Genomic DNA, 26,605 nt, shown 5'->3' with positions numbered 1-26,605 from the left:
GATTCGCTTAAAAGCTGCGTTCTATATTTATATTTAATAATTAATAATTAATATTTATGTCTGGGTTAATCGGAAGAAAAATTGGCATGACAAGCATCTTTGACGAGAACGGGAAAAACATTCCTTGTACTGTTATTGAAGCTGGCCCATGTGTAGTTACCCAAGTCAGAACCAAAGGTGTTGACGGGTATGAAGCGTTGCAACTAGGTTTCGATGACAAAAACGAGAAACATTCCACAAAAGCGGCCGTTGGTCACTTTGCGAAAGCAGGAACTGTAGCTAAGAAAAAAGTCGTTGAATTCCAAGATTTTGCAAGCGAACAAAAATTAGGTGACGTTATTGACGTTTCTATTTTTGCAGAAGGAGAATTTGTAGATGTACAAGGTGTGTCTAAAGGTAAAGGTTTTCAAGGGGTTGTGAAACGTCACGGTTTTGGTGGTGTTGGACAAGCAACTCACGGTCAACACAACCGTTTAAGAGCGCCAGGTTCTGTGGGAGCTTCTTCTTATCCATCTAGAGTATTCAAAGGAATGCGTATGGCTGGAAGAATGGGAGGAGATAATGTAAAAGTTCAAAACCTTAGAGTTTTAAAAGTAGTGGCTGATAAGAACCTACTTGTTATTAAAGGATGTGTTCCTGGTCATAACAACTCTTATGTAATCATTCAGAAGTAATGGAAGCAAAAGTATTAGATTTCAACGGAAAAGATACTGGAAGAAAAGTTCAACTTTCTGATTCAGTATTCGGTATAGAACCAAACAATCACGCAGTATATCTTGATGTTAAGCAATATCTTGCTAACCAACGTCAAGGAACGCACAAAGCTAAAGAAAGAGCTGAAGTTGCAGGAAGTACTCGTAAAATTAAAAAACAAAAAGGAACTGGTACAGCTCGTGCGGGTAGTGCAAAGAATCCATTGTTTAAAGGTGGTGGAACAGTTTTCGGACCAAGACCAAGAAGTTATTCATTCAAATTGAATAAAAGCTTGAAAAGATTGGCAAGAAAATCTGCTTTCTCAATTAAAGCAAAAGAGTCGAATATTATCGTTCTTGAAGACTTCAATTTTGAAACACCAAACACTAAAAATTTCATTAACGTTTTGAAAGCTTTAGAGTTGGAGAATAAAAAATCTTTATTTGTGTTGGGCGATTCGAATAAAAATGTATATTTGTCGTCACGCAATTTAAAGGCGTCTAACGTTATAAGTAGCTTAGAATTAAGTACTTACGACATTTTAAACACTAATACTTTAGTGTTGTTGGAAGGTTCTTTAGAAGTAATTGAAGAAAATTTAAGCAAATAATAGGATATGAGCATCATAATTAAACCTATAGTAACGGAAAAAGTAACCAAAGAAAGTGAAGTTTTAAACCGCTTCGGATTTGTTGTTGACAGAAAAGCAAACAAAGTGCAAATTAAGAAAGCTGTTGAAGCTGCTTATGGAGTAACTATCGTTTCAGTTAACACGATGAACGTAAGACCGGACAGAACTACAAAATACACTAAAAGTGGACTTATCAGTGGAAAGACAAATGCTATCAAAAAAGCAATTGTACAAGTACAAGAAGGAGAAACAATTGATTTTTACAACAATATCTAAGATAAAATGTCAGTAAGAAAATTAAAACCTATTACCCCAGGTCAGCGATTTAGAGTTGTGAATGGTTATGACGCCATTACAACTGATAAGCCGGAACGCTCTTTGATAGCGCCGATAAAAAACTCTGGAGGTAGAAATAGTCAAGGAAAGATGACCATGCGTTATACGGGTGGTGGTCACAAGCAGAGATATCGTATTATTGATTTCAAACGTACAAAAGAAGGAATTCCGGCTACAGTGAAATCAATCGAATATGATCCAAATCGTACTGCGTTTATTGCTTTATTAGCTTATGCTGATGGTGAGAAAACTTATGTTATTGCTCAAAACGGATTGAAGGTTGGTCAGAAATTAGTTTCTGGTCCAGAATCTCAACCAGAAATTGGTAATACATTACCTTTAAGTAGAGTTCCACTTGGAACTGTAATTTCTTGTATCGAATTGAGGCCAGGGCAAGGGGCTGTAATTGCTCGTTCTGCTGGAACATTTGCTCAATTAATGGCAAGAGATGGAAAATATGCAACAATCAAAATGCCTTCTGGAGAAACAAGATTAATCTTGTTGACTTGTTCGGCTACAATTGGTGCGGTTTCTAATTCAGACCACCAATTAGTTGTATCTGGTAAAGCAGGTAGAACAAGATGGTTAGGTAGAAGACCGAGAACAAGACCTGTTGCAATGAACCCTGTCGATCACCCAATGGGTGGTGGTGAAGGACGTTCTTCTGGTGGACATCCACGCTCTAGAAACGGTATACCTGCTAAAGGTTATAGAACACGTTCTAAGAAAAACCCGAGTAACAAGTACATTGTAGAACGTAGAAAGAAATAATAAGATATGGCACGTTCATTAAAAAAAGGACCTTTCGTTCATTATAAGTTAGAAAAGAAAGTTGAAGAAAACATTGCCGGAGGTAATAAAGGAGTGGTTAAGACTTGGTCTAGAGCTTCCATGATTACTCCAGACTTTGTTGGTCAAACTATCGCAGTTCATAACGGTCGTCAATTTGTACCAGTTTACGTTACTGAAAACATGGTAGGTCACAAATTAGGAGAGTTTTCACCAACTAGATCTTTTAGAGGTCATGCTGGAGCAAAAAATAAAGGTAAAAAATAAGAAGCAATGGGAGTTCGTAAAAGAGAAACAGCAGATGCAAGAAAAGAGGCTAACAAGTCACTAGCTTTTGCAAAATTGAATAACTGCCCTACTTCACCTAGAAAAATGCGCTTAGTAGCAGATCTAGTAAGAGGTCAGAAGGTAGAGAGAGCACTAAATATTTTAAGATTTAGTTCTAAAGAAGCTTCAAGAAAATTAGAGAAATTGGTTTTATCTGTTATTGCCAACTGGCAAGCAAAAAACCCTGACGCTAATATGGAAGAAGCAGGCTTATTCGTAAAAACTATCACTGTAGATGGTGGAATGATGTTGAAAAGACTTCGTCCAGCTCCACAAGGTAGAGCACACAGAATTAGAAAACGTTCAAACCACGTAACAATCGTGTTAGGAGCTATTAATGATAACACACAAGCAAAATAATTAAAGATGGGACAAAAGACAAATCCAATTGGAAATAGACTTGGTATCATCAGAGGATGGGACTCTAACTGGTATGGTGGAAATGACTACGGTGATAAATTAGCCGAAGACTATAAAATCAGAAAGTACATCCATGCTCGTTTATCAAAAGCTAGTGTATCGAAAGTAATCATCGAGAGAACTTTGAAACTTGTAACCGTTACTATCACTACTGCTAGACCTGGTATTATTATCGGAAAAGGTGGCCAAGAGGTAGACAAGTTGAAAGAAGAACTTAAGAAAGTTACTGACAAAGAGGTTCAAATCAACATCTTTGAAATAAAAAGACCTGAACTTGACGCGTATCTAGTTGCCACAAGCATCTGTCGTCAAATCGAAAGCCGTATTTCTTATAGACGTGCAATCAAAATGGCTATTGCTGCTTCTATGCGTATGAATGCAGAAGGTATCAAAGTTTTGATTTCTGGTCGTTTGAATGGTGCAGAGATGGCTCGTTCAGAAGGTTTCAAAGAAGGAAGAATTCCTCTATCAACTTTCAGGGCTGATATTGATTATGCTTTGGCTGAAGCACATACTACTTATGGTAGAATGGGTATCAAAGTATGGATCATGAAAGGTGAAGTTTATGGAAAGAGAGATCTTTCTCCACTTGCAGGAATGGATAAAAAACAATCTGGAACTGGTGGTGGTAAAGGTGGTGATTCTCCGAGAGGAGACAGAAAACCTTTTAATAAAGGTGGAAAACCAGACGCTCGTAAAAGAAAGTAAATTTTTAAATTAAAGTAAAATGTTACAGCCTAAAAGAACAAAATACCGTAAGGTACAAAAGGGTAAAATGAAAGGGAACTCCCAAAGAGGGCACGAACTTTCTAATGGAATGTTTGGTATTAAATCTGTACATGAAGATGGAATGTTCTTGACCTCACGTCAAATCGAGGCTGCGCGTATCGCTGCAACTCGTTTTATGAAAAGAGAAGGACAATTATGGATCAAAATATTTCCAGACAAACCAATCACAAAGAAACCTCTTGAGGTACGTATGGGTAAAGGTAAAGGTGCAGTCGAGTATTGGGCGGCCGTTGTTAGACCCGGAAGAATTATGTTTGAAGTTGGAGGAGTACCTTTGTCAGTTGCAAAAGAGGCATTACGTCTTGCAGCCCAAAAGCTTCCTTGTAAAACAAAATTCGTTGTTGCTAGAGATTTCGAAGCATAATTAATTATATATTATGAAACAATCAGAAATAAAAGATCTTTCTGCAGCAGAGTTGCAAGAAAAACTTAACCAAACTAAGAAGGCATATGCCGACTTAAAAATGGCTCACGCTATTTCTCCAATTGAGAATCCACTTCAAATTAGAAGTGTAAGAAGAACAGTTGCAAGATTAGCCACAGAACTTACTAAAAGAGAGTTACAATAACTGTATTCTGCTGAAAGATGGAAGAAAAAAGAAATTTAAGAAAAGAAAGAGTTGGGGTTGTAACTTCAGACAAAATGGACAAGTCTATTGTTGTTGCTGAAGTTAGAAGAGTAAAACACCCACTATACGGTAAGTTCGTGTTGAAAACTAAAAAGTATCACGCACACGACGAAAAGAACGACTGCAACATTGGAGATACCGTAAGGATTAGCGAAACGCGTCCTTTGAGTAAAACAAAATGTTGGAGGTTAGTTGAAATCATTGAAAGAGCTAAATAATTATGGTACAACAAGAATCAAGACTAAAAGTAGCAGATAATACGGGAGCAAAAGAAGTTTTAACTATCCGTGTTTTAGGAGGTACCAAAAGAAGGTATGCCTCTGTTGGTGACAAGATTGTAGTTTCTATCAAAGATGCAACTCCAAACGGAAACGTTAAAAAAGGAGCTGTTTCAACTGCAGTTGTTGTACGTACCAAAAAAGAAGTGAGAAGAGCCGATGGTTCTTATATCCGTTTCGATGACAATGCATGTGTTCTTTTGAACGCAGCAGGGGAAATGAGAGGAACTCGTGTTTTTGGTCCAGTAGCAAGAGAACTTCGTGAAAAACAATTCATGAAAATTGTATCATTAGCACCAGAAGTGCTTTAATTATTTTAAGATGATAAAGCTAAAAATAAAATCAGGAGACATCGTAAGAGTAATTGCTGGAGACCATAAAGGTGCTGAAGGTAAAGTTCTACGTGTTTACCGTGAGAAAAATAAAGCAATTGTTGAAGGTGTAAATATGGTTTCAAAACACACGAAACCTAGTGCAAAAAGCCCTCAAGGTGGTATTGTAAAAAAGGAAGCTTCTATACAAATTTCCAACATATCTTTAATTGATCCTAAAACTAAGGAAGCAACTAGAGTTGGAATTAGAGTTGAAGGAGATAAGAAAGTAAGATTTTCAAAAAAATCTAATCAAGTACTATAGTAATGGCATATATACCTAGACTAAAAGAAGAATATAAGAGTAGAGTTATCTCTGCTCTTAAAGAGGAATTCGGATACGTAAACGTAATGCAAGTTCCAAAATTGGAAAAAATCGTTTTAAGTAAAGGAGTTGGTGCAGCTGTATCTGACAAAAAACTAATCGACTATGCAGTTGAGGAGTTGACAAAGATCACTGGACAGAAAGCAGTATCTACAATTTCAAAGAAAGACGTTGCGTCTTTCAAATTGAGAAAAGGGATGCCTATTGGAGCAAAAGTTACTTTGCGTGGAGAAAGAATGTACGAATTTTTAGATAGATTGGTTACTTCTGCTTTGCCACGTGTTAGAGATTTCAGTGGTATCAAAGCTACTGGATTTGACGGAAGAGGAAACTATAACCTTGGAGTTTTGGAGCAAATCATTTTCCCGGAAATTGATATTGACAAAGTAAACAAAATTTCAGGTATGGATATTACTTTTGTTACTTCTGCAAAAACAGACAAGGAAGCAAAGTCATTATTGGCTGAATTAGGATTACCTTTTAAAAAGAATTAAGACATGGCTAAAGAATCAATGAAAGCCCGTGAGGTGAAGAGAGAAAAAACGGTAGCAAAGTATGCTGAGAAAAGAAAAGCTTTGAAAGAAGCTGGAGATTCAGTAGGTTTACAAAAATTACCAAAAAATGCTTCACCGGTTCGTTTGCACAATCGTTGCAAATTAACAGGAAGACCAAGAGGTTATATTCGTCAATTTGGTATTTCACGTGTAACATTCCGTGAGATGGCAAATAATGGATTAATTCCAGGTGTTAAAAAAGCATCTTGGTAATCTCATAAAAAGTTAGTACTTTTGCAATCCAAAAAATAATTTTAATTGGTTAAAGGTTCATTTGATGAGTATCCTATGAAAACCATAACCGCAAATTTATACATATGTATACAGATCCTATTGCAGATTATTTGACGAGAGTTAGAAACGCTGTGGCTGCAAACCACAAAGTTGTCGAAATCCCGGCTTCTAATCTAAAAAAAGAAATAACTAAGATCTTATTTGATCAAGGATATATCTTGAGTTACAAATTTGAGGACAACTCTGTTCAGGGTTCAATCAAAATCGCTTTGAAGTACGATAAAGATACTAAAGAGTCAGTGATCAAAGATATCCAAAGAATTAGTAAACCAGGTTTACGTAAGTACGCAGGTTCTTCTTCCATCCCAAGAATCCTTAACGGATTAGGAATTGCCATTGTTTCAACTTCAAAAGGTCTTATGACCGGGAAACAAGCCAAGCAATTAAATGTTGGTGGTGAAGTAATTTGTTACGTATACTAATTAAAAGACTTATAAGAGATGTCAAGAATAGGTAAAAATCCCGTTGTAGTCCCTGCCGGAGTAACTGTTGAAGTTGCAAATGGCATTATTACAGTAAAAGGAAAAAATGGTCAACTGACTCAGGAGTTTTCGGACGTAACTGTAACAGTTGAAGGAGATCAAGTTCAAGTGGACAGATCATCTGATCACAAAGACCAAAGAGCAAAACACGGTTTGTACAGATCTTTAATCAATAACATGATTACTGGTGTAACAGAAGGTTTTACTAAAGAATTAGAATTGGTTGGAGTTGGTTATAGAGCTTCAAATCAAGGACAAAAATTAGATTTAGCTCTTGGATTTTCTCACAATATTGTATTGGAAATTGCTCCAGAAGTGAAATTGGAAACTATATCTGAAAAAGGTAAAAACCCAATTGTAAAATTAACATCATTTGATAAACAACTTTTAGGTCAAGTAGCTGCGAAAATCAGAGGTTTCCGTAAGCCAGAACCATACAAAGGAAAAGGTGTTAAATTTGTAGGTGAAGTATTAAGAAGAAAAGCAGGTAAATCAGCGTAAAAAATAACATTATGTCATTAACAAAACCTGAAAGAAGACAGAGAATCAGATTCAGAATTAGAAAAACAATTAGTGGTACTGCCACTAACCCAAGACTTTCTGTATTTAGAAGTAACAAAGAAATTTATGCTCAACTTATTGATGACGTAAACGGAGTTACTTTATTAGCTGCTTCTTCAAGAGAAAAAGAAATAGGAAAAGGTACTAACGTAGAAGTTGCGACAGCAGTTGGAAAACTAGTTGCAGAAAAAGCGTTAAAAGCCGGGATTGAAGTGGTAACTTTCGATAGAGGAGGTTATTTGTATCACGGTCGTATTAAATCATTAGCGGAAGGCGCGAGAGCGGCTGGACTTAAATTCTAATATAGTATGTCTAATAGTAAATACAAGAATGTAGAGCTAGTAAAACCAAGTGGTCTTGAATTGAAAGATCGTTTGGTAAGTGTAAATCGTGTTACTAAAGTTACAAAGGGTGGTAGAGCTTTTGGTTTTTCTGCTATTGTAGTTGTAGGTGATGAAAATGGAGTAGTTGGTCACGGATTAGGAAAATCTAAAGACGTTTCTGAAGCAATTGCGAAAGCAGTGGAAGACGCAAAGAAAAATCTAGTTAAGATTCCTTTGAATGGTCAATCTGTTCCTCACGAACAAAAAGGTAAATTTGGTGGAGCACGTGTGTTCTTGATTCCTGCCTCTCATGGTACTGGAGTTATTGCAGGTGGAGCTGTTCGTTCAGTACTTGAGTCAGTTGGAATACATGATGTATTGTCAAAATCTCAAGGATCATCAAATCCTCACAACGTGGTAAAAGCAACTTTTGATGCTTTATTACAAATGAGAAGTGCTTATACTGTTGCAAAACAAAGAGGCGTTTCTTTAGAAAAAGTTTTTAAAGGTTAATTCAAGGAAATTATGGCTAAATTATTAGTAAAACAAGTTAGAAGCAAAATCAACTGTCCCCTTACTCAAAAAAGAGGATTAGAGGCTTTAGGTCTTCGTAAAATGGGTCAAGTTGTAGAACACGATTCAAATCCAACTATCCTTGGAATGATAAATAAAGTTAAACACTTAGTTTCTGTAGAAGAAGCTAAATAACAAATACGTTATGAATTTAAGTAACTTAAAACCGGCTGAAGGGTCAACACACAATCAAAATAAAAGATTGGGTAGAGGAGAAGGTTCTGGAAAAGGTGGTACCGCTGCACGTGGTCACAAAGGAGCAAAATCTCGTTCTGGTTATTCTAAAAAGATTGGTTTTGAAGGTGGACAAATGCCACTTCAAAGACGTGTGCCTAAGTTTGGTTTCACAAACATCAATCGTAAAGAATACGAAGGGGTGAATCTTGACACGCTTCAATTATTGGTGGATAACGGTATTGTAACAGACGCAGTTGACATGACTGTTTATGTTGCTAATCGTTTGGCTACCAAAAATGAAATCGTTAAGATTTTAGGAAGAGGAGAATTGAAAGCAAAATTAAAAGTAACTGCTCACAAATTTACTGCTACTGCAAAAGCTGCTATCGAAGCTGCTGGTGGAGAAGCAGTGACCATTTAATTTTCCGATTAAGATGAAGAAATTTATTGAATCACTAATTAATGTTTGGAAAATAGAGGAACTAAAAAATAGAATCCTGATTACCTTGGGAATACTTTTAGTTTATCGTTTTGGAGCACATGTTACGCTTCCTGGTATTGATGCTACACAATTGACTGGATTAGCCGGACAAACTAAAGATGGAATTGGTTCAATTCTTGACATGTTTACTGGTGGTGCTTTTTCTAAAGCTTCAGTTTTTGCATTAGGTATCATGCCTTATATTTCTGCCTCGATTGTTGTTCAGTTAATGGGAATTGCGATTCCTTATTTGCAAAAACTTCAAAGCGATGGAGAAAGTGGCAGGAAAAAAATCAATCAAATTACCCGTTGGTTAACAATTGGTATTACATTGGTTCAAGCACCTGGATACATTTACAATCTTTATAGAACATTGCCTAGTAATGCTTTCTTGTTAGGATTTGATTCATTCGAATTTTTGTTTTCTTCAGTAGTTATTCTAGTTTCAGGTACAATATTTGCCATGTGGTTAGGAGAAAAAATTACTGATAAAGGAATCGGAAACGGAATATCACTGTTGATTATGGTTGGTATTTTGGCTAGATTTCCTCAAGCTTTTATTCAAGAATTCGCAGCTAGGGTTACCAATAATAATGGTGGTCCAATGTTGTTGGTTGTTGAAATAATTGTTTGGTTGCTAGTTATCATTTCTTGTATATTGCTAGTAATGGCAGTTAGAAAAATTCCGGTTCAGTATGCACGTCGTACAACATCTGGTGATTTCGAAAAAGACATGATGGGAGGTAACAGACAATGGATTCCATTAAAATTAAATGCTTCTGGTGTTATGCCAATCATCTTTGCCCAGGCAATTATGTTTATTCCAGCTGCTTTGGCAGCGTTGTCAAAATCAGAAGCTTCTCAATCAATCGTTAGTACTTTTAGTGATATGTTCGGATTTTGGTATAATTTTGTTTTTGCAACTTTAATAGTTGTATTTACTTACTTCTATACTGCAATCACTGTTCCTACCAATAAAATGTCTGATGATTTAAAAAGAAGTGGTGGTTTTATTCCAGGTGTTAGACCGGGAGTTGAAACTTCTGACTTTCTTGACAAAGTGATGTCTTTAATCACATTTCCAGGCTCTTTATTTCTTGCTTTGATAGCTGTGTTCCCAGCCATTGTAGTTAGTCTTATGGATGTTCAACAATCTTGGGCAATGTTCTTTGGAGGTACATCATTGATAATTATGGTTGGTGTCGCAATAGACACTATTCAGCAAATCAATTCATACTTGTTGAACAAACATTATGATGGATTAATGAAAAGTGGTAAAAATAGAAAAGCAGTAGCTTAATCTTATGGCAAAACAATCAGCAATAGAACAAGACGGATCGATAATTGAAGCATTGTCAAATGCAATGTTCCGTGTTGAGTTAGAAAATGGACATATAGTAATTGCTCATATATCTGGAAAAATGCGTATGCATTACATCAAATTATTACCTGGTGATAAAGTGAAACTGGAAATGAGCCCTTACGATTTGTCAAAAGCAAGAATTACTTATAGATATTAAAGATATTCAAAATGAAAGTAAGAGCATCAGTTAAAAAAAGAAGTGCCGAGTGCAAGATTGTACGAAGAAAAGGCAGATTATACGTAATCAACAAAAAGAATCCTAGATTTAAACAAAGACAAGGATAGTTATGGCAAGAATAGCAGGGGTAGACATCCCAAAAAACAAAAGAGGAGTTATCGCTTTAACCTACATCTTCGGAATTGGTAGAAGTAGAGCAGTTGAGATTTTAGAAAAAGCTCAAGTTAGCCAAGATACAAAAGTGCAAGATTGGAATGATGACGAGATCGGAGCAATTCGTGAAGCTGTATCATTTTTCAAAATTGAAGGTGAACTACGTTCAGAAGTTTCCTTAAACATCAAACGTTTAATGGATATTGGATGTTATAGAGGTATCCGTCACAGATCTGGTCTTCCATTAAGAGGACAAAGAACTAAGAACAACTCTAGAACAAGAAAAGGAAAAAGAAAAACTGTTGCCAACAAGAAAAAAGCAACTAAATAATAAGTAATATGGCTAAAGCAACTACAAAAAAACGTAAAGTTATCGTTGAATCAACGGGTGAAGCTCATATTAGTGCCACTTTTAACAACATCATTATTTCTTTGACAAACAAGAAAGGTGATGTTATTTCTTGGTCTTCAGCAGGTAAAATGGGTTTCAGGGGTTCTAAAAAGAACACTCCGTATGCAGCTCAAATGGCAGCAGAAGATTGCAGTAAAGTAGCGTTAGAAGCTGGACTTAAAAAAGTAAAGGTTTATGTAAAAGGACCAGGAAACGGACGTGAGTCTGCTATCCGTTCTTTGCATAACGGTGGAATTGAAGTGACTGAGATCATCGACGTTACTCCAATGCCTCACAACGGATGTCGTCCTCCAAAAAGACGTAGAGTTTAATACTCAAACAATATTTATAGTATAACCTAGATTGAACAACGATTATCGAAGGATAAGACCTGAATTCATAATCTCAATCTTAAACAATTTAAAATGGCAAGATATACTGGTCCTAGTACAAGAATCGCACGTAAATTCGGCGAAGCAATTTTCGGAGACGACAAAGCTTTCGAAAAAAGAAATTACCCTCCTGGACAACACGGGATGGCTAAAAAAAGAGGAAAAAAATCTGAGTATGCTGTTCAGTTAATGGAAAAGCAAAAAGCTAAATATTCTTATGGAATTTTAGAAAAACAATTCAGGAATTTATTCGAAAAAGCATCAGCTACTAAAGGTGTTACTGGTGAAGTTTTATTACAATTATGTGAAGCAAGATTAGATAACGTAGTTTTCAGAATGGGTATTGCTCCTTCTAGAAGAGGTGCTCGTCAAATCGTTTCTCATAGACACGTTACTGTTAACGGTGAAGTGGTTAATATTCCTTCTTACCACCTTAAACCTGGTGATAAAGTTGCTGTTCGTGAAAAATCTAAATCTTTAGAAGCTATCGAACGTTCTTTATCAAATTCAAGTCATGTTTATGAATGGATTACTTGGAACAATGAATTAAAAGAGGGTACTTTCGTTTCTGTACCAGCTAGACTTCAAATTCCAGAAAACATTAAAGAACAATTAATCGTAGAGTTGTACAACAAATAATAATTGACTTAGTCGAAATTTATGGCAATATTTAATTTTCAGAAGCCCGATAAAGTTATCATGATCGATTCAACCGATTTTGAAGGTAAATTTGAATTCAGACCTTTGGAACCTGGTTACGGATTGACAGTTGGTAACGCACTTAGAAGAGTTTTGCTTTCAGCATTAGAAGGTTATGCAATCACGTCGGTTCGCATCGAAGGTGTAGATCATGAGTTTTCTACTATCTCAGGAGTTGTTGAAGACGTTACCGAAATTATTCTTAATCTTAAGCAAGTACGTTTCAAACGTCAAATAGAAGATATAGATAATGAATCAGTTACTATTTCGGTTACAGGAAAAGATCAATTAACAGCTGGCGATTTCCAGAAATTTATTTCAGGTTTCCAAGTTTTGAATCCAGAACTTGTAATCTGTAATTTAGATTCTAAAATCAAATTACATTTCGACCTAACAATCGAAAAAGGTAGAGGATATGTTCCTGCTGAAGAGAACAAAAAACAAAATGCTGCAATTGGAACTATATTTACTGACTCTATTTTTACTCCGGTAAAAAATGTTAAGTATGCTATTGAAAACTTCCGTGTAGAGCAAAAAACAGATTACGAAAAATTAGTTTTTGAAATCAAAACTGATGGTTCTATCAATCCAAAAGATGCTCTTACTGAAGCTGCCAAAGTTTTAATTCACCATTTCATGTTGTTCTCAGACGAAAGAATTACTCTTGAGGCTGACGAAATCGCACAAACAGAATCATATGACGAAGAGTCATTGCATATGAGACAATTGCTTAAAACTAAGCTTGTTGACATGGATCTTTCTGTAAGAGCATTAAATTGCTTAAAAGCAGCTGAAGTTGATACACTTGGAGATTTAGTATCTTTCAATAAAAATGACCTAATGAAATTCCGTAATTTCGGTAAAAAATCTTTAACTGAACTAGATGAACTAGTGGCAATTAAAAATTTGAACTTCGGAATGGATTTGGCAAAATACAAACTAGATAAAGAATAATCTAATCCCGATTCTATCGGGGTTAAATTCATAAAGCAATGAGACACGGAAAAAAATTCAATCACTTAAGCAGACAGACTGCGCATAGAAGTTCTATGTTGGCTAATATGGCTTGTTCTCTTATTGAGCACAAACGTATTAACACTACTGTTGCAAAAGCAAAAGCGCTTAAACAATTTGTTGAGCCATTAATAACAAAATCTAAAGCTGACACGACTCACAACCGTCGTATCGTTTTTGGATACTTACGTAGCAAATATGCCGTAACTGACTTGTTCAGAGACGTAGCTGCTAAAGTAGGTGATCGTCCAGGTGGATACACTCGTATCATTAAAGTTGGAAATCGTTTAGGAGATAATGCTGATATGGCAATGATCGAATTGGTAGATTTCAATGAACTTTACAACGGAGGTAAAAAAGAAGTTAAAAAAGCAAAAAGCCGTCGTGGTGGAAAAGCCAAGAAAGCTGATGAAGCTGTTGAAGCAGCTCCAGTTGCTGAAACAGAAGCTCCGGCTGCTGAAACTCCATCAGAATCTGCAGAATAATTATGAATATAATCATTCAATAAAAATCAAGGATAAACTTTTATTAGTTTGTCCTTTTTTTTTTGATTTTTTGGAGCATAAGTTCAGTGTTTTTCATTACTTATTTCAATAGATTGAAATTTTCGGTTTCTATGAGAAATACTTCAAAAAATATAAATTTTCAAAAAACATTGCATCCGCTGTTTTAAAGAATTAAATTTGCAAAAAATTTGACTACTGATGAAACGAATTTTGCACTTTCATTAGATCATAAAAAAAATAATAGACACCAACGAATGAAATACACAACACGAAAAAGCGCCATACTCTTATTAAGCGACGGAACCATTTTCCACGGAAAATCTATTGGAATTTCAGGAACCACTTTTGGCGAAGTATGCTTTAATACCGGGATGACGGGTTATCAGGAAATTTTCACTGACCCTTCTTACTTTGGTCAAATTATGGTGGCAACCAATGCTCATATTGGGAACTACGGAGTAAATGATAAAGAAGTAGAATCTGGTGATATCAAAATTGCAGGATTGGTTTGTAAAAATTTCAGCTTCAATTTTTCACGTGAAGACGCTTCAGGAAGTTTGGAAGACTATTTTACAAAACAAAACCTAATCTGTATCTCTGATGTTGATACTCGCGGATTGGTAAGTTATATTCGTGACAATGGAGCAATGAACTCAGTAATTTGTACTGACGGAACGCCAATTGAAGAACTAAAAGCAGCTTTGGCAAAAGTTCCGGACATGAAAGGTTTGGAATTGGCATCTAAAGTTTCTACCAAAGAACCTTATTTCTTTGGAGACGAGAATGCAACTTATAAAATTGCAGCTTTGGATTTAGGAATTAAAACCAATATCCTTCGTAATCTTGCCAAAAGAGATTGTTACATCAAAGTATTTCCATACGATTCAAAATATTCAGAATTGGCAGCATTTAATCCAGATGGCTTTTTCTTGTCCAATGGGCCTGGGGATCCAGACCCGCTTTTCAGTGCGATTGAAGTAGCAAAAGAAATTTTGGCAAACGATAAACCGTTGTTTGGAATTTGTTTAGGACACCAAGTAATTGCTTTGGCGAATGGAATTTCTACATACAAAATGTTCAACGGTCATAGAGGAATCAACCACCCTGTAAAAAATATAATTACTGGAAAAGGGGAAATCACTTCTCAAAATCACGGTTTTGCCGTAAACAAAGAAGAATTGGATAATAATCCTGATATGGAAATCACGCACCTTCATTTGAATGACGGAACTGTTGCAGGAATGCGAATGAAAGAGAAAAATTGTTTCTCTGTTCAATACCATCCAGAAGCAAGTCCAGGACCGCATGATTCATCTTACTTGTTTGATCAATTTATTGAAAACATAAAAAAATAAACTTCTTAATTGAATGTTTGTTCGGATTTAAAAGCTGTCAATTTTGACGGCTTTTTTTATTTATTTTCGATTCTAGTCAATTTTTTGAACTCAACATTTTTAACAAACAAAAAATCCATTAAGCTTAAAGGATTTTTTTCTTCTAGAATTATTTTTGATTTAGTGTCTGCATCACAAAATTCTAGAAACAGGGCTATTTCTTCTGGTTTTAATTGCAATGTTTTGTTGAAATAATCTTGCGTGCAAGTGGCTGTGGCCAACTCCTTAAATTCAATTTTTGGAACGATTTCTTTATTGTTTTCTTTTTTCTTTACAATTAAACCTAAAATCATCTTGCCAATTCTAATAAAATCGACCCCGTTCTCAATTGTTCCATCATAGATTTCCCGATTTCTATATTTTCCTTTTTCTAATTTTATTTCATCGGCTACTTCTTGACTAAAATAACCCACATGACCAAGATCTACTTTAGTAATCACGACTTCCTCCAGTTGTTCTGGTTTTCGAGTCAATTTAATTACAAGATCGGGTTTGTTGATGTCTTCTTTTTCCAAAAGCAACCTTTTATAATCGTATTTTTCAGAAACAAAAACAAGCATGTCTTCCGCTTTTCCCAAAATAGTAAATTCTCCTTTCTCATTGGTAATTGTGGTTTTTTCGGTAACTAAATTGAGGACTTCAATGCCTTGAATGGGTAAATCATTGCATAAAACTTTACCTTTTACAGGCTTTTCGGTTTGAGAAAATCCAAATTGTGAAATGAATAAAAGTATGGGGATAAATGTGTTGGCTTTCATTTTTTGGAATTAGTTGATTGTAAAGCTATTTGAATTATTTTAAATTGTAGTAAAAAATGTCTATAAAGTTTTGTTAATACTAGTGAGGAAACTTGTATTGTCTGATTGAATTGTTATTTTTGTTTTCCAACAACTTTAGAACGAAATTGTTGCTGTTAACAGTGCTTTTTCTTGATTCTTAAAGCGTATATTTGGTCAAAATTAATCAGGTATACAAAATTGAATCTAATTTTAGTTTCATATATAATTAAAATAAAATATTAAAAAAATAATGCTTTTAAAATCAAGACGAATGAAATTCATAAATAATAAAATTGCACTTACTTTTTTTCTTTTACTGTTTTCAAGTGGAATTGCAATAGCTCAGGAAATTATTAAGGGAGATGCAGTTGATACCATTGCTAAAACGAAACCGAGCCAAAAGCAAAAAATTGATGGAGTAATAGCAAAAGTTGGAGATTACATTATTTTGGATTCAGACATTGATAAATCGTATTTGGAAATTTCAAGCCAAGGTGGTTCTATAAAAGATATTACAAGATGTCAAATGTTGGGAAAATTAATGGAAGACAAATTGTATGCGCACCAAGCCGTACAAGACAGTTTGAAGGTAACGGACTCGGAAGTGAAATCCTTGATGGAAGAAAGGTTGAGCTATATGGTTGAACAAATCGGTTCTATGGAGAAAGTGGTGAAGTACTACAAAAAAAGTTCCGAGGAAGAATTTAGAACTTATTTCTTTGATATTTTGAAAGAACAAAAATTGACTTCTGAAATGCAAAAGAAAATCATTGACGGTGTCGAAATAACGCCTGAAGAGGTTCGTAATTTTTTCAAAAAAATCCCTGCAGCAGAATTGCCGGTTTTTGGTGCCGAGATGGAAGTGGCCCAGATTATCGTGACTCCAAAAGTTTCTGATGCCGAGAAACAAAAAGTAATCAACAAGCTGAAAGAATTCAAAAAAGAAATTCAAGAAGGTGGATCCAGTTTTGCCACTAAAGCGGTTTTGTATTCCCAAGATCCTGGTTCCAGAGCCACTGGTGGATTTTATAAAATGAACCGAAAAACCCAATTCGTAAAAGAGTTCAAAGAGGTTGCTTTTAGCCTTGCCGAGGGTGAAATATCCGAGCCTTTTGAAACAGACTTTGGTTTTCACATTATTTATGTCGAAAAGATAAAAGGCCAGGATGTGGAACTGCGTCATATATTATTGATTCCAGCAGTAACTCCCGATGATTTGAAGGCGGCCAAAGAAAAAATTACCTTGATCAGAAAAAGAATAGAAGACAAGGAAATTACTTTTGCCGAAGCTGCAAAAACAATGTCGGACGAAAAAGAAACCAGGGCAAATGGTGGCGCTTTGATTAATCCAAGAACTCAAGACACTCGTTTTGAATTGACAAAAATGGAGCCTACTTTGTATGGGCAGATTTCAAATTTGAAAGAAAATGAAGTTTCATTGCCTATATTGGATGAAGATCAATCAGGAAAGAAAAAGTACAAGTTAATCACGGTTACGAATAGAATAGAAGACCATACTGCAGATTATGCGAAGGATTATACCAAAATAAAAGATTTGGCATTGAAAGAAAAACAATTCAAGGCCATCGGAAAATGGTTTGACGATAAAATTAAAGATACTTATATTAAAGTTAACGGAGAATACAGAGATTGTACTTTTACAAACAATTGGCTGAAAAAATAATATTGAGAAATCCGTTTGCAGATTTAAAATCCTAACCGTCACCCTGAACTTGTTGAAGGGCTAAAATCTAAAATCTTTATGTCAGACGTTGCAGCAATACATAATTTGGTTCAAAAGAGGAATGAACTAAAAAGTGAAATCGCCAAAATTATCGTGGGTCAAGATGCGGTTGTAGATCAAATTCTACTCTGTATTTTCTCTGGTGGACATGCACTTTTGGTGGGAGTTCCCGGGTTGGCAAAAACATTGATGGTTAACACTTTGGCACAAGCACTGGGGTTGGATTTTAAAAGAATCCAGTTTACTCCAGATTTAATGCCTTCGGATATTTTGGGAAGTGAAATATTGGATGAAAATCGTCAATTCAAATTCATAAAAGGACCTATTTTTTCGAATATTATTCTGGCTGACGAAATCAACAGAACGCCTCCTAAAACTCAGGCAGCTTTACTTGAAGCGATGCAGGAGCGTTCGGTTACCATTGCAGGTCATAACTATAAATTAGATTTGCCTTATTTTGTATTGGCAACCCAAAATCCAATTGAGCAAGAAGGAACTTATCCTTTGCCTGAAGCGCAATTAGATCGTTTTATGTTTGCCATTAAACTAGATTATCCTTCTTTTGAAGAGGAAGTTCAGGTGGTAAAACGAACTACGTCAAACGAAAAAAATCCAATAAATCCATTGTTTTCGGCTCAAGAAATAATTGACTTCCAACATTTGATTCGCAGGATTCCAGTGGCTGACAATGTGATAGAGTATGCAGTTACTTTGGTTAGTAAAACACGTCCGGACAATCCTTTGTCCAACGAATTCGTGAAAAATTATTTGGATTGGGGAGCAGGACCAAGAGCATCACAAAATTTAATTTTGGCAGCCAAAGCCAATGCTGCTTTTAATGGAAAATTTTCTCCTGACATCGAAGACGTGAAAGCTGTGGCAACAGGAATTCTTCGTCACAGAATCATCAAAAACTACAAAGCCGACGCTGAAGGAATTACCGAGGAAATGATTATCGATAAGTTGATTTAATTATTTGTTTTCGTTTTTCTTGGGTGTATTTTTCTTTGCGATGAGCGCGAAATAACATATTTAATGCTGTATTGCCAGAAATCAGTCAAAAACAGGCTGGCTTTTTTACTTTGTTTAGGTGGTAATTAGGTAAATAATCATTCTGATATTTAGAATTTTTCAATAAAAATCACATAATTTCATTTATTTGTAATTATAGTGTTTCAATTGTCATCTTCTGCTAAATTCTTTTTAATTCTCATCATTAATTCTTTAATTTTGCATCACAAAAAAATAAACTAAACTAAATATTGTGGCTTTTTTGATTTTGAATATAATCAAGGAAATCTGCCATTAAAATTGAAAAGACATCATTATGAATACTTATAAAGATTACATCCAAGAGATTGAAGAACGAAAAGGCCAAGGTCTTAACCCGAAGCCAATTGATGGTGCCGAATTGCTAAGCGAAATCATTGAACAGATTAAAGATTTGAATAACGAGTACAGAGCAGATTCTCTTAACTTCTTTATTTATAATGTTGTTCCTGGAACTACTCCTGCAGCTACAGTAAAAGCTAATTTTTTAAAAGAAATCGTTCTGGATCAATCAGTAGTTGCTGAAATCACGCCTGCTTTTGCTTTAGAGTTGTTATCACACATGAAAGGTGGAACTTCTATAAAGGTATTACTTGATTTAGCTTTAGGTAATGATGTTGCTATTGCTAAACAAGCTGCTGAAGTTTTGAAAACACAAGTTTATCTTTATGAAGCGGATACAGATCGTTTAGCGGCAGCATTCGAAAATGGTAATGAAATCGCTAAAGACATTTTAGAGAGCTATGCTAAGGCTGAGTTCTTTACTAAATTACCTGAAATAGCAGAAGAAATTAAGGTAGTTACTTTTATTGCTGGCGAAGGAGATATTTCAACTGATTTACTTTCTCCAGGAAACCAGGCGCACTCTCGCTCAGATCGTGAATTGCATGGGAAATGTTTGATTTCTCCTGAAGCACAAGCTGAAATCAAAGCGTTAGCAGAAGCTAATCCTGATAAGAGCGTGATGTTAATCGCTGAAAAAGGTACTATGGGTGTTGGTTCTTCAAGAATGTCAGGTGTAAACAACGTGGCACTTTGGAGTGGAAAACAAGCAAGTCCTTATGTTCCATTTATTAATATTGCTCCAATCGTTGCAGGAACAAACGGTATTTCTCCGATTTTCCTAACAACTGTTGATGTTACTGGTGGTATTGGTCTTGACCTTAAAAACTGGGTAAAAAAATTAGATGAAAATGGTAACCCTGTTCGTAATGAAAGTGGAGACCCTATTCTAGAGGAAGTTTACTCTGTTGCTACTGGTACTGTTCTTACAATCAACACAAAGACAAAAAAACTTTACAACGGCGATAAAGAATTGATTGATATTTCTAAGGCATTCACGCCCCAAAAAATTGAATTTATAAAAGCGGGTGGGTCTTACGCAATTGTATTTGGGAAAAAATTGCAAACATTTGCATCAAAGACTCTAGGTATTGATATTGTACCTGTATATGCTCCGTCAAAAGAGGTTTCTGTTGAAGGGCAAGGTCTTACAGCTGTAGAAAAAATATTTAATAAAAACGCGGTTGGAACAACTCCGGGTAAAGTTTTACATGCTGGTTCAGATGTTCGTGTTACCGTAAATATTGTTGGTTCGCAAGATACAACTGGTTTGATGACTTCTCAGGAATTAGAGTCTATGGCTGCTACCGTGATTTCTCCAATTGTTGACGGTGCTTACCAATCTGGTTGTCATACAGCTTCAGTTTGGGATAATAAATCTAAAGCAAATATTCCTAGATTGATGAAATTTATGAACGACTTCGGATTGATCACGGCTCGTGACCCGAAAGGCGTTTATCACTCAATGACTGATGTAATTCATAAAGTGCTTAATGATATTACTGTAAACGAGTGGGCAATCATCATCGGTGGTGACTCTCATACCAGAATGTCAAAAGGTGTTGCTTTTGGTGCCGACTCAGGAACTGTTGCTCTTGCATTGGCTACTGGTGAAGCTTCAATGCCAATTCCAGAATCTGTAAAGGTAACTTTCAAAGGAGACATGAAAGGGTATATGGATTTCCGTGATGTGGTTCACGCTACACAAGCTCAAATGTTGAAAACATTTGGTGGAGAGAATGTATTCCAAGGAAGAATTATTGAGGTTCACTTAGGAACTCTTAATGCGGATCAAGCATTTACGTTTACAGACTGGACAGCAGAAATGAAAGCAAAAGCTTCTATCTGTATTTCTGAAGATTATACTTTGATTGAATCTCTAGAGATGGCGAAAGGTAGAATCCAGATCATGATCGACAAGGGAATGGATAACAAAAATCAAGTTCTTAAAGGATTGATTGCTATTGCTGATAAGAGAATCGCCGAGATTATTTCAGGTGAGAAACCAGCACTAAGACCAGATGCTAACGCTAAATATTACGCTGAAGTTGTTGTTGATTTGGATCAGATTGCTGAGCCAATGATTGCAGATCCAGATGTTAATAATGCTGATGTTTCTAAAAGATATACTCACGATACCATCAGACCTTTATCTTTTTATGGAGGTGTTAAAAAAGTAGATCTTGGATTTATTGGTTCTTGTATGGTTCACAAAGGAGACATGAAAATCCTTGCTCAAATGCTTAAGAATATTGATGAGCAAGAAGGTAAAGTAGAGTTCAAAGCGCCACTAGTTGTAGCTCCTCCTACTTATAATATTGTTGATGAATTAAAAGCAGAAGGTGATTGGGAAATTTTACAAAAATATTCTGGTTTCGAATTCGACGATAATGTTCCTAAGGCTGCGGCACGAACTTCATACGAAAAAATGCTGTATCTAGAACGTCCAGGCTGTAACCTTTGTATGGGTAACCAGGAAAAAGCAGCCAAAGGAGATACGGTAATGGCAACATCTACTCGTCTTTTCCAAGGAAGAGTTGTTGAAGATACAGAAGGTAAAAAAGGAGAATCTTTACTTTCTTCTACACCGGTTGTAGTTTTGTCAACAATCCTTGGTAGAACTCCAACAATTGAAGAATATAAAACGGCGGTAGAAGGTATCAACCTAACTAAGTTTGCGCCTTCACATAAGTTGCTAGTTAAATAATCACAAGATTAGTCAATCATAATTCAAAAGCCTGAGCCATAAACTCAGGCTTTTTTTTATAACTACTCAATTTTTTTGTACCTTGTAATGTTCAAAATTGAATAACAAATTAAATATGTAAATCTTATGGCATTTGATATTGGAATGATTGAAAAAGTGTACGCAAATATGACAGCTCGTGTGGACAAGGCACGTGAGTTGGTTGGTCGTCCGCTTACATTGACAGAGAAAATTTTATACACTCACCTTTGGGAAGGGCAGCCTACCCAAACTTTTAAAAGGGGAGTGGATTATGTAGATTTTGCTCCGGATAGAGTAGCTTGTCAAGATGCAACGGCTCAAATGGCTTTGTTGCAATTTATGCATGCTGGAAAGAAAACAGTTGCTGTTCCAACAACGGTTCACTGTGATCACTTGATTTTGGCTAAAAATGGAGCTGAATTTGATTTAGCAGCAGCAAATACACAATCAAAAGAAGTTTTTGATTTCCTTTCTTCAGTATCTAATAAATATGGAATTGGTTTCTGGAAACCAGGTTCAGGAATTATTCACCAAATCGTTTTGGAAAACTATGCATTTCCTGGTGGTTTGATGATTGGTACTGATTCCCATACCGTGAATGCTGGTGGATTGGGAATGTTGGCTATCGGTGTTGGTGGTGCTGATGCGGTAGATGTAATGTCGGGAATGTCTTGGGAATTGAAATTTCCAAAATTAATAGGTGTAAAACTGACTGGAAAACTTTCTGGTTGGACTGCGCCAAAAGACGTAATTCTTAAAGTAGCCGATATTCTTACCGTGAAAGGAGGAACAGGAGCTGTTGTTGAATATTTTGGGGAAGGAGCTACTTCAATGTCGTGTACCGGAAAAGGAACTATCTGTAATATGGGAGCCGAAATTGGTGCTACCACTTCTACATTTGGTTATGACGAGTCAATGAGAAGATATCTTTCTGCAACGGGTCGTCAGGATGTTGTAGATGCTGCTGATAAAGTAGCTTCTTACCTAACTGCTGACCCAGAAGTTTATGCAAATCCAGAAACTTATTTCGACCAATTGATTGAAATCAACCTTTCTGAATTAGAACCACATATTAATGGTCCTTTTACTCCAGACAGAGGAACTCCGGTTTCTCAAATGAAAGCTGAAGCTGCTGCAAACGGTTGGCCAATAAAAGTGGAATGGGGATTAATCGGTTCTTGTACTAATTCTTCTTATGAAGATATGGCTCGTGCAGTTTCTATAGTAAATCAAGCAGTAGAGTTAGGAATAACTCCTAAAGCTGAGTTTGGGATCAATCCGGGGTCGGAGCAAATACGTTATACTATTGAAAGAGATGGTATGATTGCTGCTTTCGAAAAATTAGGAACTAAAGTATTTACAAATGCTTGTGGACCTTGTATTGGACAATGGGATAGAGCAGGAGCTGACAAGCAAGAGAAAAATACCATCGTTCACTCTTTCAACCGTAACTTCTCTAAACGTGCCGATGGTAACCCAAATACGCACGCTTTTGTAACTTCACCAGAAATGGTTGCTGCATTGGCAATTTCTGGACGTTTGGATTTTAATCCAATTACAGATACTTTGATTAACGACAATGGCGAAGAAGTGAGATTCACTGCGCCTTTTGGTGATGAATTACCTAAAAAAGGATTCGCTGTTGAAGATGCAGGATTCCAGGCACCTGCAGCTGATGGTTCAGGTGTTCAAATTTTGGTTAACGAAACTTCGGATAGATTACAGCTTTTGGCACCATTCGAAGCTTGGGATGGAAAAAATATTACAGGAGCTAAATTATTGATCAAAGCCTTTGGAAAATGTACCACGGATCATATTTCCATGGCTGGGCCTTGGTTGCGTTTCCGTGGTCACTTGGATAATATTTCAAACAATATGTTGATTGGAGCAGTTAATGCTTTTGGTCAAGCGACCAATAAAGTTAAGAACCAATTGACAGGAGAATACGACGCTGTTCCTGCCGTGGCACGTGCTTACAAAGCAGCTGGAATTCCTTCTATTGTTGTGGGGGACCACAATTACGGAGAAGGTTCTTCTCGTGAACACGCTGCAATGGAGCCTCGTTTCTTGGGCGTGAAAGCGGTTTTGGTAAAATCTTTCGCCCGTATCCACGAAACTAATTTGAAAAAACAAGGGATGTTGGGGATTACCTTTGCCAACGAAACAGATTATGACAAAATTCAAGAAGACGACACCATCAACTTCACGGATTTGGTTGATTTTGCTCCGGGAAAACCATTGACATTGGAATTCGTTCACGCTGATGGTTCTAAAGATAGTATCCTCGCAAACCATACGTATAATGCCAGTCAAATTGGTTGGTTCGTTGCCGGTTCTGCATTAAACTTGATTGCCGCTGAAGCTAATTCATAATTAATTTCAAGCATTTTATATAGAAACTCCCGAAGTGATTCGGGAGTTTTTTTTGGAGTATTTTTATTTGTTAAAATGTTGATAATAAAATAGTTGTATTTAAAAAGAGGTGTTGTTATTTTGTAATTTTAGGGGTGTTAATTTTAAATCCAATTGCAATGAAAATGTTAGTTAACGTTATTCTTCCCATTGAGCCTTTTAATTCAATGGTAAGAGATGGTTCTGTTGGTGAAATCATCGGTAGGGTGATTGATGATATTAAACCGGAGAGTATTTACTTCTCCGAACAAGACGGTAGTCGAGGAGCTGTTATGGTGGTTGAAGTTCCTGATGCTTCTGCTATTCCGTCGATTGCTGAACCTTGGTTCTTGAATTTTGAAGCACATTGTGAATTTAGAATTGCGATGACTCCCGATGATTTGAAGCGTGCCAACCTCTCCAAACTTGCCGAAAAGTGGAATGGTGTTCATGCTTGATCCTAAATTTTTTAAATAACGATACAATGCCCTGTGTGAACGGGGCATTTTTTTATGCTCTTATTTGTTAAATTGAATGTAAAGAGTTGTCTTAAAATTGCGAAATTTATATTTATGGCTTAAATTTGTTTTTCTGTTATACTTTATTGGTGGGTTTTGCCGTTAAAGTAAAACAATTATTCAATTTTTGGATGATTGCAGTTTTCTATCGCATTGAGAATTAAAAAAATGGTGCGTTAAAAGTTTAAATTTAAATTACGTTTATGAAGTATTATCAGTGCCTTTTTTTGATTGTTTTTTTTAGTAGCATAAGTCTTTTTTCACAAGAAAAATACAAACAACATACTGTAGCCAAAGGCGAAACAATCAGCGAAATTGCACAGAAATACAATGTAAAACCAGCAGCAATTTATGAACTAAATCCAGATGCCGCAAACGGAATAAAATCGAAGATGGTTTTGTTGATTCCAACAAAAACAAAAAAGAATTCCACGGTTTCCACTCCAGATACAGCAAGCAATCTTCCTGAAAACACACACGAAGTATTGCCTAAAGAAACACTTTACGGAATTGCAAAACAACACAATGTTACTATAGATGATTTGTATAAAATCAATCCGAATTTGGAAAAAGAAGGTTTGAAAACAGGACAAACAATCAAGATTCCACAAACGGCTTCAGATGATTTGGCAGTAAATAAAAAGCCTGAAAAAGGAATTGAAGTTAACAAGCAAGCCGTTACCCAAAAAACTGTTCCAAAGAATGAAATAGTTGTTGCTCCTAAAGTGGACGAAAAAACAGCAATTCCGACAGAAGGAATTGAATATGAAGTTTTGCCTAAAGAATCCTTGTATTCCATTGCCAAAAAATACGGAATCACGATTGCCGATTTGCAAAAAGCCAATCCGACATTGGAAACCAAATCTTTGAAAGTGGGTCAAAAGATTGTTGTTCCTGTAAAAGCGGATGCCAATCCGAGTGTGGTTGTAGAGAAATCAGCAGAGAAAAAAGAAGTGAAAACTGAAAAAGAGGTTGCAGTCTTGCCCAAAACCGTTGTTGATGACAAGAAAACTGAATCTGGAATTACTAGAGAAGTTTTGCCAAAAGAATCTTTTTATTCCATCGCAAAACAATATGGAATCACGATTGCCGATTTAAAAAAAGCCAATCCAGAGTTGGAAAATAAATCTTTAAAAGCGGGTCAAAAGATTATTGTTCCGGTTAAATCGGATGCCAATTCGAGTTTGGTAGAGGAAAAAAAGGTAGAGAAAAAAGAAATTAAAACCGAAAAAGACATTGCTGTCGCACCACAAGTGGTTGTTGAGGACAAGAAGCCGGAAACCGAAACAACCCACGAGGTTTTGCCAAAAGAAACCAAGTACGGAATTGCCAAACAATATGGTCTCACGGTTGCCGAATTGGAAAAACAAAACCCCAATATTGCAAAAAAATTACTGGTTGGCTCCGTACTCAAAATTCGCAGTTCTAAAGCGGTGGAAACATCTGTTCCTGTTGTTGAACCGCTTGTTGTCAAGGTCAACGATGAACCAGAAAACAAGGATTTGAATAGCAATACAAACCGAGTTTACGATGCTGCTTTTGTGGATCAATTGATTTCGAAAGCTTCCGAAAATATCGGGACACGGTATCGCTCTGGCGGAACCACGACAGAAGGTTTTGATTGTTCCGGATTGATGTGTTATACTTTTGGTAGTTACGATATCAAGTTGCCGAGATCATCCATAGAAATGGCTTCATACGGTTCGAAAATTGAGACCGAAAATGCCCAAAAAGGCGATTTGATTTTTTTCAAAACCAATGGAAGAGGGAGAATCAACCACGTGGGAATGGTGGTCGAAGTTCTGGAGGGCGAAATTAAATTCATCCATTCTGCAACTCACGGTGGCGTGATTATTTCTTCTACCAAAGAATCCTATTACCAGAAGAATTTGGTTCAGGTGAATCGGGTGTTGTAAAGATTTAATTTTGA

General features: G+C 36.1%; 36 protein-coding genes. 35 read left to right on the top strand and 1 reads right to left on the bottom strand.

All coding sequences use genetic code 11. The annotated features are described in order from the left end of the window. Positions 1 to 56 precede the first annotated feature (56 nt). The 29 genes from rplC to carA all read left to right on the top strand — a co-directional run bounded on the left by rplC (position 57) and on the right by carA (position 15,084). On the top strand, positions 57 to 674 hold the full coding sequence (gene rplC, locus BUC16_RS11025) for a 50S ribosomal protein L3 (RefSeq protein ID WP_073370571.1): 618 nt from the start codon (positions 57 to 59) through the stop codon (positions 672 to 674). After that, positions 674 to 1,303, top strand: coding sequence for a 50S ribosomal protein L4 (gene rplD, locus BUC16_RS11020; protein WP_073370570.1), 630 nt, complete (start codon positions 674 to 676; stop codon positions 1,301 to 1,303). The genes rplC and rplD overlap by 1 nt, the downstream gene beginning before the upstream one ends. A gap of 6 nt (positions 1,304 to 1,309) precedes the next feature. Further along, the gene (gene rplW / locus BUC16_RS11015) at positions 1,310 to 1,600 is read left to right on the top strand and encodes a 50S ribosomal protein L23 (RefSeq protein ID WP_073370568.1); all 291 of its coding nucleotides are present in this window, start codon (positions 1,310 to 1,312) and stop codon (positions 1,598 to 1,600) included. 6 nt (positions 1,601 to 1,606) lie between these two features. Next, complete coding sequence (gene rplB, locus BUC16_RS11010) at positions 1,607 to 2,431, top strand: 50S ribosomal protein L2 (protein ID WP_035668122.1); 825 nt, start codon at positions 1,607 to 1,609, stop codon at positions 2,429 to 2,431. 6 nt (positions 2,432 to 2,437) lie between these two features. Continuing rightward, positions 2,438 to 2,716 (top strand): 30S ribosomal protein S19, encoded by a 279-nt coding sequence (rpsS, locus tag BUC16_RS11005; RefSeq protein ID WP_024981511.1) that lies wholly within the window; start codon positions 2,438 to 2,440, stop codon positions 2,714 to 2,716. A 6-nt stretch (positions 2,717 to 2,722) separates the two neighbouring features. Beyond that, complete coding sequence (rplV, locus tag BUC16_RS11000; RefSeq protein ID WP_073370567.1) at positions 2,723 to 3,136, top strand: 50S ribosomal protein L22; 414 nt, start codon at positions 2,723 to 2,725, stop codon at positions 3,134 to 3,136. Between the two features lie 6 nt (positions 3,137 to 3,142). Beyond that, the gene (gene rpsC / locus BUC16_RS10995) at positions 3,143 to 3,904 is read left to right on the top strand and encodes a 30S ribosomal protein S3 (protein WP_073370566.1); all 762 of its coding nucleotides are present in this window, start codon (positions 3,143 to 3,145) and stop codon (positions 3,902 to 3,904) included. 19 nt (positions 3,905 to 3,923) lie between these two features. Continuing rightward, a complete protein-coding gene (rplP, locus tag BUC16_RS10990; protein ID WP_073370564.1) occupies positions 3,924 to 4,349 on the top strand; it encodes a 50S ribosomal protein L16 in 426 nt (141 codons plus the stop codon). 13 nt (positions 4,350 to 4,362) lie between these two features. Further along, positions 4,363 to 4,554: a 50S ribosomal protein L29 gene (gene rpmC, locus BUC16_RS10985; protein WP_073370563.1), complete on the top strand. Its 192-nt coding sequence runs from the start codon at positions 4,363 to 4,365 to the stop codon at positions 4,552 to 4,554. A gap of 17 nt (positions 4,555 to 4,571) precedes the next feature. Then, positions 4,572 to 4,832 carry a 30S ribosomal protein S17 gene (rpsQ, locus tag BUC16_RS10980; protein ID WP_073370561.1) on the top strand — a complete coding sequence of 87 codons (261 nt, stop codon included), beginning with the start codon at positions 4,572 to 4,574 and terminating at the stop codon, positions 4,830 to 4,832. Positions 4,833 to 4,834: 2 nt separating this feature from the next. Beyond that, positions 4,835 to 5,203: a 50S ribosomal protein L14 gene (gene rplN, locus BUC16_RS10975; RefSeq protein ID WP_007803649.1), complete on the top strand. Its 369-nt coding sequence runs from the start codon at positions 4,835 to 4,837 to the stop codon at positions 5,201 to 5,203. A 10-nt stretch (positions 5,204 to 5,213) separates the two neighbouring features. After that, positions 5,214 to 5,528, top strand: a complete 315-nt coding sequence (gene rplX / locus BUC16_RS10970) for a 50S ribosomal protein L24 (RefSeq protein WP_073370560.1) — start codon at positions 5,214 to 5,216, stop codon at positions 5,526 to 5,528. 2 nt (positions 5,529 to 5,530) lie between these two features. Continuing rightward, a complete protein-coding gene (gene rplE, locus BUC16_RS10965; protein ID WP_073370558.1) occupies positions 5,531 to 6,082 on the top strand; it encodes a 50S ribosomal protein L5 in 552 nt (183 codons plus the stop codon). Positions 6,083 to 6,085: 3 nt separating this feature from the next. Beyond that, positions 6,086 to 6,355, top strand: a complete 270-nt coding sequence (gene rpsN, locus BUC16_RS10960) for a 30S ribosomal protein S14 (protein WP_073370557.1) — start codon at positions 6,086 to 6,088, stop codon at positions 6,353 to 6,355. A gap of 104 nt (positions 6,356 to 6,459) precedes the next feature. Continuing rightward, positions 6,460 to 6,858 (top strand): 30S ribosomal protein S8, encoded by a 399-nt coding sequence (gene rpsH / locus BUC16_RS10955; RefSeq protein WP_073370555.1) that lies wholly within the window; start codon positions 6,460 to 6,462, stop codon positions 6,856 to 6,858. An 18-nt stretch (positions 6,859 to 6,876) separates the two neighbouring features. Further along, the gene (gene rplF / locus BUC16_RS10950; RefSeq protein WP_073370554.1) at positions 6,877 to 7,419 is read left to right on the top strand and encodes a 50S ribosomal protein L6; all 543 of its coding nucleotides are present in this window, start codon (positions 6,877 to 6,879) and stop codon (positions 7,417 to 7,419) included. Between the two features lie 11 nt (positions 7,420 to 7,430). After that, on the top strand, positions 7,431 to 7,781 hold the full coding sequence (rplR, locus tag BUC16_RS10945; RefSeq protein WP_026707004.1) for a 50S ribosomal protein L18: 351 nt from the start codon (positions 7,431 to 7,433) through the stop codon (positions 7,779 to 7,781). A gap of 6 nt (positions 7,782 to 7,787) precedes the next feature. Then, entirely contained in the window at positions 7,788 to 8,315 is a 528-nt protein-coding gene (rpsE, locus tag BUC16_RS10940) for a 30S ribosomal protein S5 (protein WP_035668102.1), read from the top strand. Between the two features lie 12 nt (positions 8,316 to 8,327). Continuing rightward, the gene (gene rpmD, locus BUC16_RS10935; protein WP_027310825.1) at positions 8,328 to 8,510 is read left to right on the top strand and encodes a 50S ribosomal protein L30; all 183 of its coding nucleotides are present in this window, start codon (positions 8,328 to 8,330) and stop codon (positions 8,508 to 8,510) included. 10 nt (positions 8,511 to 8,520) lie between these two features. Beyond that, positions 8,521 to 8,973, top strand: a complete 453-nt coding sequence (gene rplO, locus BUC16_RS10930) for a 50S ribosomal protein L15 (protein ID WP_073370552.1) — start codon at positions 8,521 to 8,523, stop codon at positions 8,971 to 8,973. Positions 8,974 to 8,986: 13 nt separating this feature from the next. Further along, positions 8,987 to 10,333, top strand: coding sequence for a preprotein translocase subunit SecY (gene secY / locus BUC16_RS10925; RefSeq protein ID WP_073370550.1), 1,347 nt, complete (start codon positions 8,987 to 8,989; stop codon positions 10,331 to 10,333). 4 nt (positions 10,334 to 10,337) lie between these two features. Then, the gene (gene infA, locus BUC16_RS10920) at positions 10,338 to 10,553 is read left to right on the top strand and encodes a translation initiation factor IF-1 (protein WP_007136545.1); all 216 of its coding nucleotides are present in this window, start codon (positions 10,338 to 10,340) and stop codon (positions 10,551 to 10,553) included. 11 nt (positions 10,554 to 10,564) lie between these two features. Next, on the top strand, positions 10,565 to 10,681 hold the full coding sequence (gene ykgO / locus BUC16_RS10915; RefSeq protein WP_073370549.1) for a type B 50S ribosomal protein L36: 117 nt from the start codon (positions 10,565 to 10,567) through the stop codon (positions 10,679 to 10,681). 2 nt (positions 10,682 to 10,683) lie between these two features. Further along, a complete protein-coding gene (gene rpsM, locus BUC16_RS10910) occupies positions 10,684 to 11,058 on the top strand; it encodes a 30S ribosomal protein S13 (protein ID WP_073370546.1) in 375 nt (124 codons plus the stop codon). A gap of 8 nt (positions 11,059 to 11,066) precedes the next feature. Continuing rightward, the gene (gene rpsK / locus BUC16_RS10905) at positions 11,067 to 11,450 is read left to right on the top strand and encodes a 30S ribosomal protein S11 (RefSeq protein ID WP_073370545.1); all 384 of its coding nucleotides are present in this window, start codon (positions 11,067 to 11,069) and stop codon (positions 11,448 to 11,450) included. A gap of 93 nt (positions 11,451 to 11,543) precedes the next feature. Then, positions 11,544 to 12,149, top strand: a complete 606-nt coding sequence (gene rpsD, locus BUC16_RS10900; RefSeq protein ID WP_073370543.1) for a 30S ribosomal protein S4 — start codon at positions 11,544 to 11,546, stop codon at positions 12,147 to 12,149. A gap of 21 nt (positions 12,150 to 12,170) precedes the next feature. Next, complete coding sequence (locus BUC16_RS10895) at positions 12,171 to 13,163, top strand: DNA-directed RNA polymerase subunit alpha (RefSeq protein WP_073370541.1); 993 nt, start codon at positions 12,171 to 12,173, stop codon at positions 13,161 to 13,163. A gap of 38 nt (positions 13,164 to 13,201) precedes the next feature. Then, positions 13,202 to 13,708, top strand: coding sequence for a 50S ribosomal protein L17 (gene rplQ, locus BUC16_RS10890; protein ID WP_073370540.1), 507 nt, complete (start codon positions 13,202 to 13,204; stop codon positions 13,706 to 13,708). A gap of 275 nt (positions 13,709 to 13,983) precedes the next feature. After that, positions 13,984 to 15,084, top strand: coding sequence for a glutamine-hydrolyzing carbamoyl-phosphate synthase small subunit (gene carA / locus BUC16_RS10885; RefSeq protein ID WP_073370774.1), 1,101 nt, complete (start codon positions 13,984 to 13,986; stop codon positions 15,082 to 15,084). A gap of 56 nt (positions 15,085 to 15,140) precedes the next feature. Here the strand turns inward: carA and BUC16_RS10880 are convergent, their stop codons facing one another. After that, on the bottom strand, positions 15,141 to 15,881 hold the full coding sequence (locus BUC16_RS10880; RefSeq protein ID WP_073370538.1) for a BamP family beta-assembly machinery protein: 741 nt from the start codon (positions 15,879 to 15,881) through the stop codon (positions 15,141 to 15,143). Between the two features lie 271 nt (positions 15,882 to 16,152). Between BUC16_RS10880 and BUC16_RS10875 the strand changes: the two genes are divergently transcribed. From BUC16_RS10875 to BUC16_RS10840, 6 genes are all read left to right on the top strand, one after another. Next, positions 16,153 to 17,586, top strand: a complete 1,434-nt coding sequence (locus BUC16_RS10875; RefSeq protein WP_073370537.1) for a peptidylprolyl isomerase — start codon at positions 16,153 to 16,155, stop codon at positions 17,584 to 17,586. Between the two features lie 78 nt (positions 17,587 to 17,664). After that, on the top strand, positions 17,665 to 18,618 hold the full coding sequence (locus BUC16_RS10870) for an AAA family ATPase (protein ID WP_073370535.1): 954 nt from the start codon (positions 17,665 to 17,667) through the stop codon (positions 18,616 to 18,618). Positions 18,619 to 18,973: 355 nt separating this feature from the next. Beyond that, complete coding sequence (locus BUC16_RS10865; protein WP_073370534.1) at positions 18,974 to 21,745, top strand: bifunctional aconitate hydratase 2/2-methylisocitrate dehydratase; 2,772 nt, start codon at positions 18,974 to 18,976, stop codon at positions 21,743 to 21,745. 126 nt (positions 21,746 to 21,871) lie between these two features. After that, positions 21,872 to 24,139, top strand: a complete 2,268-nt coding sequence (locus BUC16_RS10860; RefSeq protein WP_073370532.1) for an aconitate hydratase — start codon at positions 21,872 to 21,874, stop codon at positions 24,137 to 24,139. Between the two features lie 158 nt (positions 24,140 to 24,297). Beyond that, the gene (locus BUC16_RS10855) at positions 24,298 to 24,615 is read left to right on the top strand and encodes a panthothenate synthetase (protein WP_073370530.1); all 318 of its coding nucleotides are present in this window, start codon (positions 24,298 to 24,300) and stop codon (positions 24,613 to 24,615) included. 263 nt (positions 24,616 to 24,878) lie between these two features. After that, positions 24,879 to 26,591: a C40 family peptidase gene (locus BUC16_RS10840; protein WP_084546152.1), complete on the top strand. Its 1,713-nt coding sequence runs from the start codon at positions 24,879 to 24,881 to the stop codon at positions 26,589 to 26,591. Positions 26,592 to 26,605 lie beyond the last annotated feature (14 nt).

Source organism: Flavobacterium fluvii, assembly GCF_900129545.1.
GTDB lineage: Bacteria > Bacteroidota > Bacteroidia > Flavobacteriales > Flavobacteriaceae > Flavobacterium > Flavobacterium fluvii.
Note: the sequence above shows the minus strand (reverse complement) of the source record. Positions and strands in the feature narration are given on the sequence as shown.

What these genes read in the sequence shown, in the direction of transcription:
- rplR (WP_026707004.1), top strand. Translation starts at nt 7,431, where the DNA reads ATGTCATTAACAAAACCTGAAAGAAGACAGAGAATCAGATTCAGAATT.
- rplO (WP_073370552.1), top strand. Translation starts at nt 8,521, where the DNA reads ATGAATTTAAGTAACTTAAAACCGGCTGAAGGGTCAACACACAATCAA.
- ykgO (WP_073370549.1), top strand. Translation starts at nt 10,565, where the DNA reads ATGAAAGTAAGAGCATCAGTTAAAAAAAGAAGTGCCGAGTGCAAGATT.
- rpsN (WP_073370557.1), top strand. Translation starts at nt 6,086, where the DNA reads ATGGCTAAAGAATCAATGAAAGCCCGTGAGGTGAAGAGAGAAAAAACG.
- BUC16_RS10840 (WP_084546152.1), top strand. Translation starts at nt 24,879, where the DNA reads ATGAAGTATTATCAGTGCCTTTTTTTGATTGTTTTTTTTAGTAGCATA.
- BUC16_RS10880 (WP_073370538.1), bottom strand. Translation starts at nt 15,881, where the DNA reads ATGAAAGCCAACACATTTATCCCCATACTTTTATTCATTTCACAATTT.
- secY (WP_073370550.1), top strand. Translation starts at nt 8,987, where the DNA reads ATGAAGAAATTTATTGAATCACTAATTAATGTTTGGAAAATAGAGGAA.
- BUC16_RS10855 (WP_073370530.1), top strand. Translation starts at nt 24,298, where the DNA reads ATGAAAATGTTAGTTAACGTTATTCTTCCCATTGAGCCTTTTAATTCA.
- rplV (WP_073370567.1), top strand. Translation starts at nt 2,723, where the DNA reads ATGGGAGTTCGTAAAAGAGAAACAGCAGATGCAAGAAAAGAGGCTAAC.
- rplW (WP_073370568.1), top strand. Translation starts at nt 1,310, where the DNA reads ATGAGCATCATAATTAAACCTATAGTAACGGAAAAAGTAACCAAAGAA.
- rplQ (WP_073370540.1), top strand. Translation starts at nt 13,202, where the DNA reads ATGAGACACGGAAAAAAATTCAATCACTTAAGCAGACAGACTGCGCAT.
- rplD (WP_073370570.1), top strand. Translation starts at nt 674, where the DNA reads ATGGAAGCAAAAGTATTAGATTTCAACGGAAAAGATACTGGAAGAAAA.
- rplE (WP_073370558.1), top strand. Translation starts at nt 5,531, where the DNA reads ATGGCATATATACCTAGACTAAAAGAAGAATATAAGAGTAGAGTTATC.
- BUC16_RS10865 (WP_073370534.1), top strand. Translation starts at nt 18,974, where the DNA reads ATGAATACTTATAAAGATTACATCCAAGAGATTGAAGAACGAAAAGGC.
- rpsH (WP_073370555.1), top strand. Translation starts at nt 6,460, where the DNA reads ATGTATACAGATCCTATTGCAGATTATTTGACGAGAGTTAGAAACGCT.
- rplC (WP_073370571.1), top strand. Translation starts at nt 57, where the DNA reads ATGTCTGGGTTAATCGGAAGAAAAATTGGCATGACAAGCATCTTTGAC.
- rplX (WP_073370560.1), top strand. Translation starts at nt 5,214, where the DNA reads ATGATAAAGCTAAAAATAAAATCAGGAGACATCGTAAGAGTAATTGCT.
- rplF (WP_073370554.1), top strand. Translation starts at nt 6,877, where the DNA reads ATGTCAAGAATAGGTAAAAATCCCGTTGTAGTCCCTGCCGGAGTAACT.
- BUC16_RS10860 (WP_073370532.1), top strand. Translation starts at nt 21,872, where the DNA reads ATGGCATTTGATATTGGAATGATTGAAAAAGTGTACGCAAATATGACA.
- rpmC (WP_073370563.1), top strand. Translation starts at nt 4,363, where the DNA reads ATGAAACAATCAGAAATAAAAGATCTTTCTGCAGCAGAGTTGCAAGAA.
- rpsC (WP_073370566.1), top strand. Translation starts at nt 3,143, where the DNA reads ATGGGACAAAAGACAAATCCAATTGGAAATAGACTTGGTATCATCAGA.
- rplN (WP_007803649.1), top strand. Translation starts at nt 4,835, where the DNA reads ATGGTACAACAAGAATCAAGACTAAAAGTAGCAGATAATACGGGAGCA.
- BUC16_RS10875 (WP_073370537.1), top strand. Translation starts at nt 16,153, where the DNA reads ATGCTTTTAAAATCAAGACGAATGAAATTCATAAATAATAAAATTGCA.
- carA (WP_073370774.1), top strand. Translation starts at nt 13,984, where the DNA reads ATGAAATACACAACACGAAAAAGCGCCATACTCTTATTAAGCGACGGA.
- rpsK (WP_073370545.1), top strand. Translation starts at nt 11,067, where the DNA reads ATGGCTAAAGCAACTACAAAAAAACGTAAAGTTATCGTTGAATCAACG.
- rpsQ (WP_073370561.1), top strand. Translation starts at nt 4,572, where the DNA reads ATGGAAGAAAAAAGAAATTTAAGAAAAGAAAGAGTTGGGGTTGTAACT.
- BUC16_RS10895 (WP_073370541.1), top strand. Translation starts at nt 12,171, where the DNA reads ATGGCAATATTTAATTTTCAGAAGCCCGATAAAGTTATCATGATCGAT.
- rplP (WP_073370564.1), top strand. Translation starts at nt 3,924, where the DNA reads ATGTTACAGCCTAAAAGAACAAAATACCGTAAGGTACAAAAGGGTAAA.
- rpmD (WP_027310825.1), top strand. Translation starts at nt 8,328, where the DNA reads ATGGCTAAATTATTAGTAAAACAAGTTAGAAGCAAAATCAACTGTCCC.
- rplB (WP_035668122.1), top strand. Translation starts at nt 1,607, where the DNA reads ATGTCAGTAAGAAAATTAAAACCTATTACCCCAGGTCAGCGATTTAGA.
- rpsE (WP_035668102.1), top strand. Translation starts at nt 7,788, where the DNA reads ATGTCTAATAGTAAATACAAGAATGTAGAGCTAGTAAAACCAAGTGGT.
- rpsD (WP_073370543.1), top strand. Translation starts at nt 11,544, where the DNA reads ATGGCAAGATATACTGGTCCTAGTACAAGAATCGCACGTAAATTCGGC.
- BUC16_RS10870 (WP_073370535.1), top strand. Translation starts at nt 17,665, where the DNA reads ATGTCAGACGTTGCAGCAATACATAATTTGGTTCAAAAGAGGAATGAA.
- rpsM (WP_073370546.1), top strand. Translation starts at nt 10,684, where the DNA reads ATGGCAAGAATAGCAGGGGTAGACATCCCAAAAAACAAAAGAGGAGTT.
- rpsS (WP_024981511.1), top strand. Translation starts at nt 2,438, where the DNA reads ATGGCACGTTCATTAAAAAAAGGACCTTTCGTTCATTATAAGTTAGAA.
- infA (WP_007136545.1), top strand. Translation starts at nt 10,338, where the DNA reads ATGGCAAAACAATCAGCAATAGAACAAGACGGATCGATAATTGAAGCA.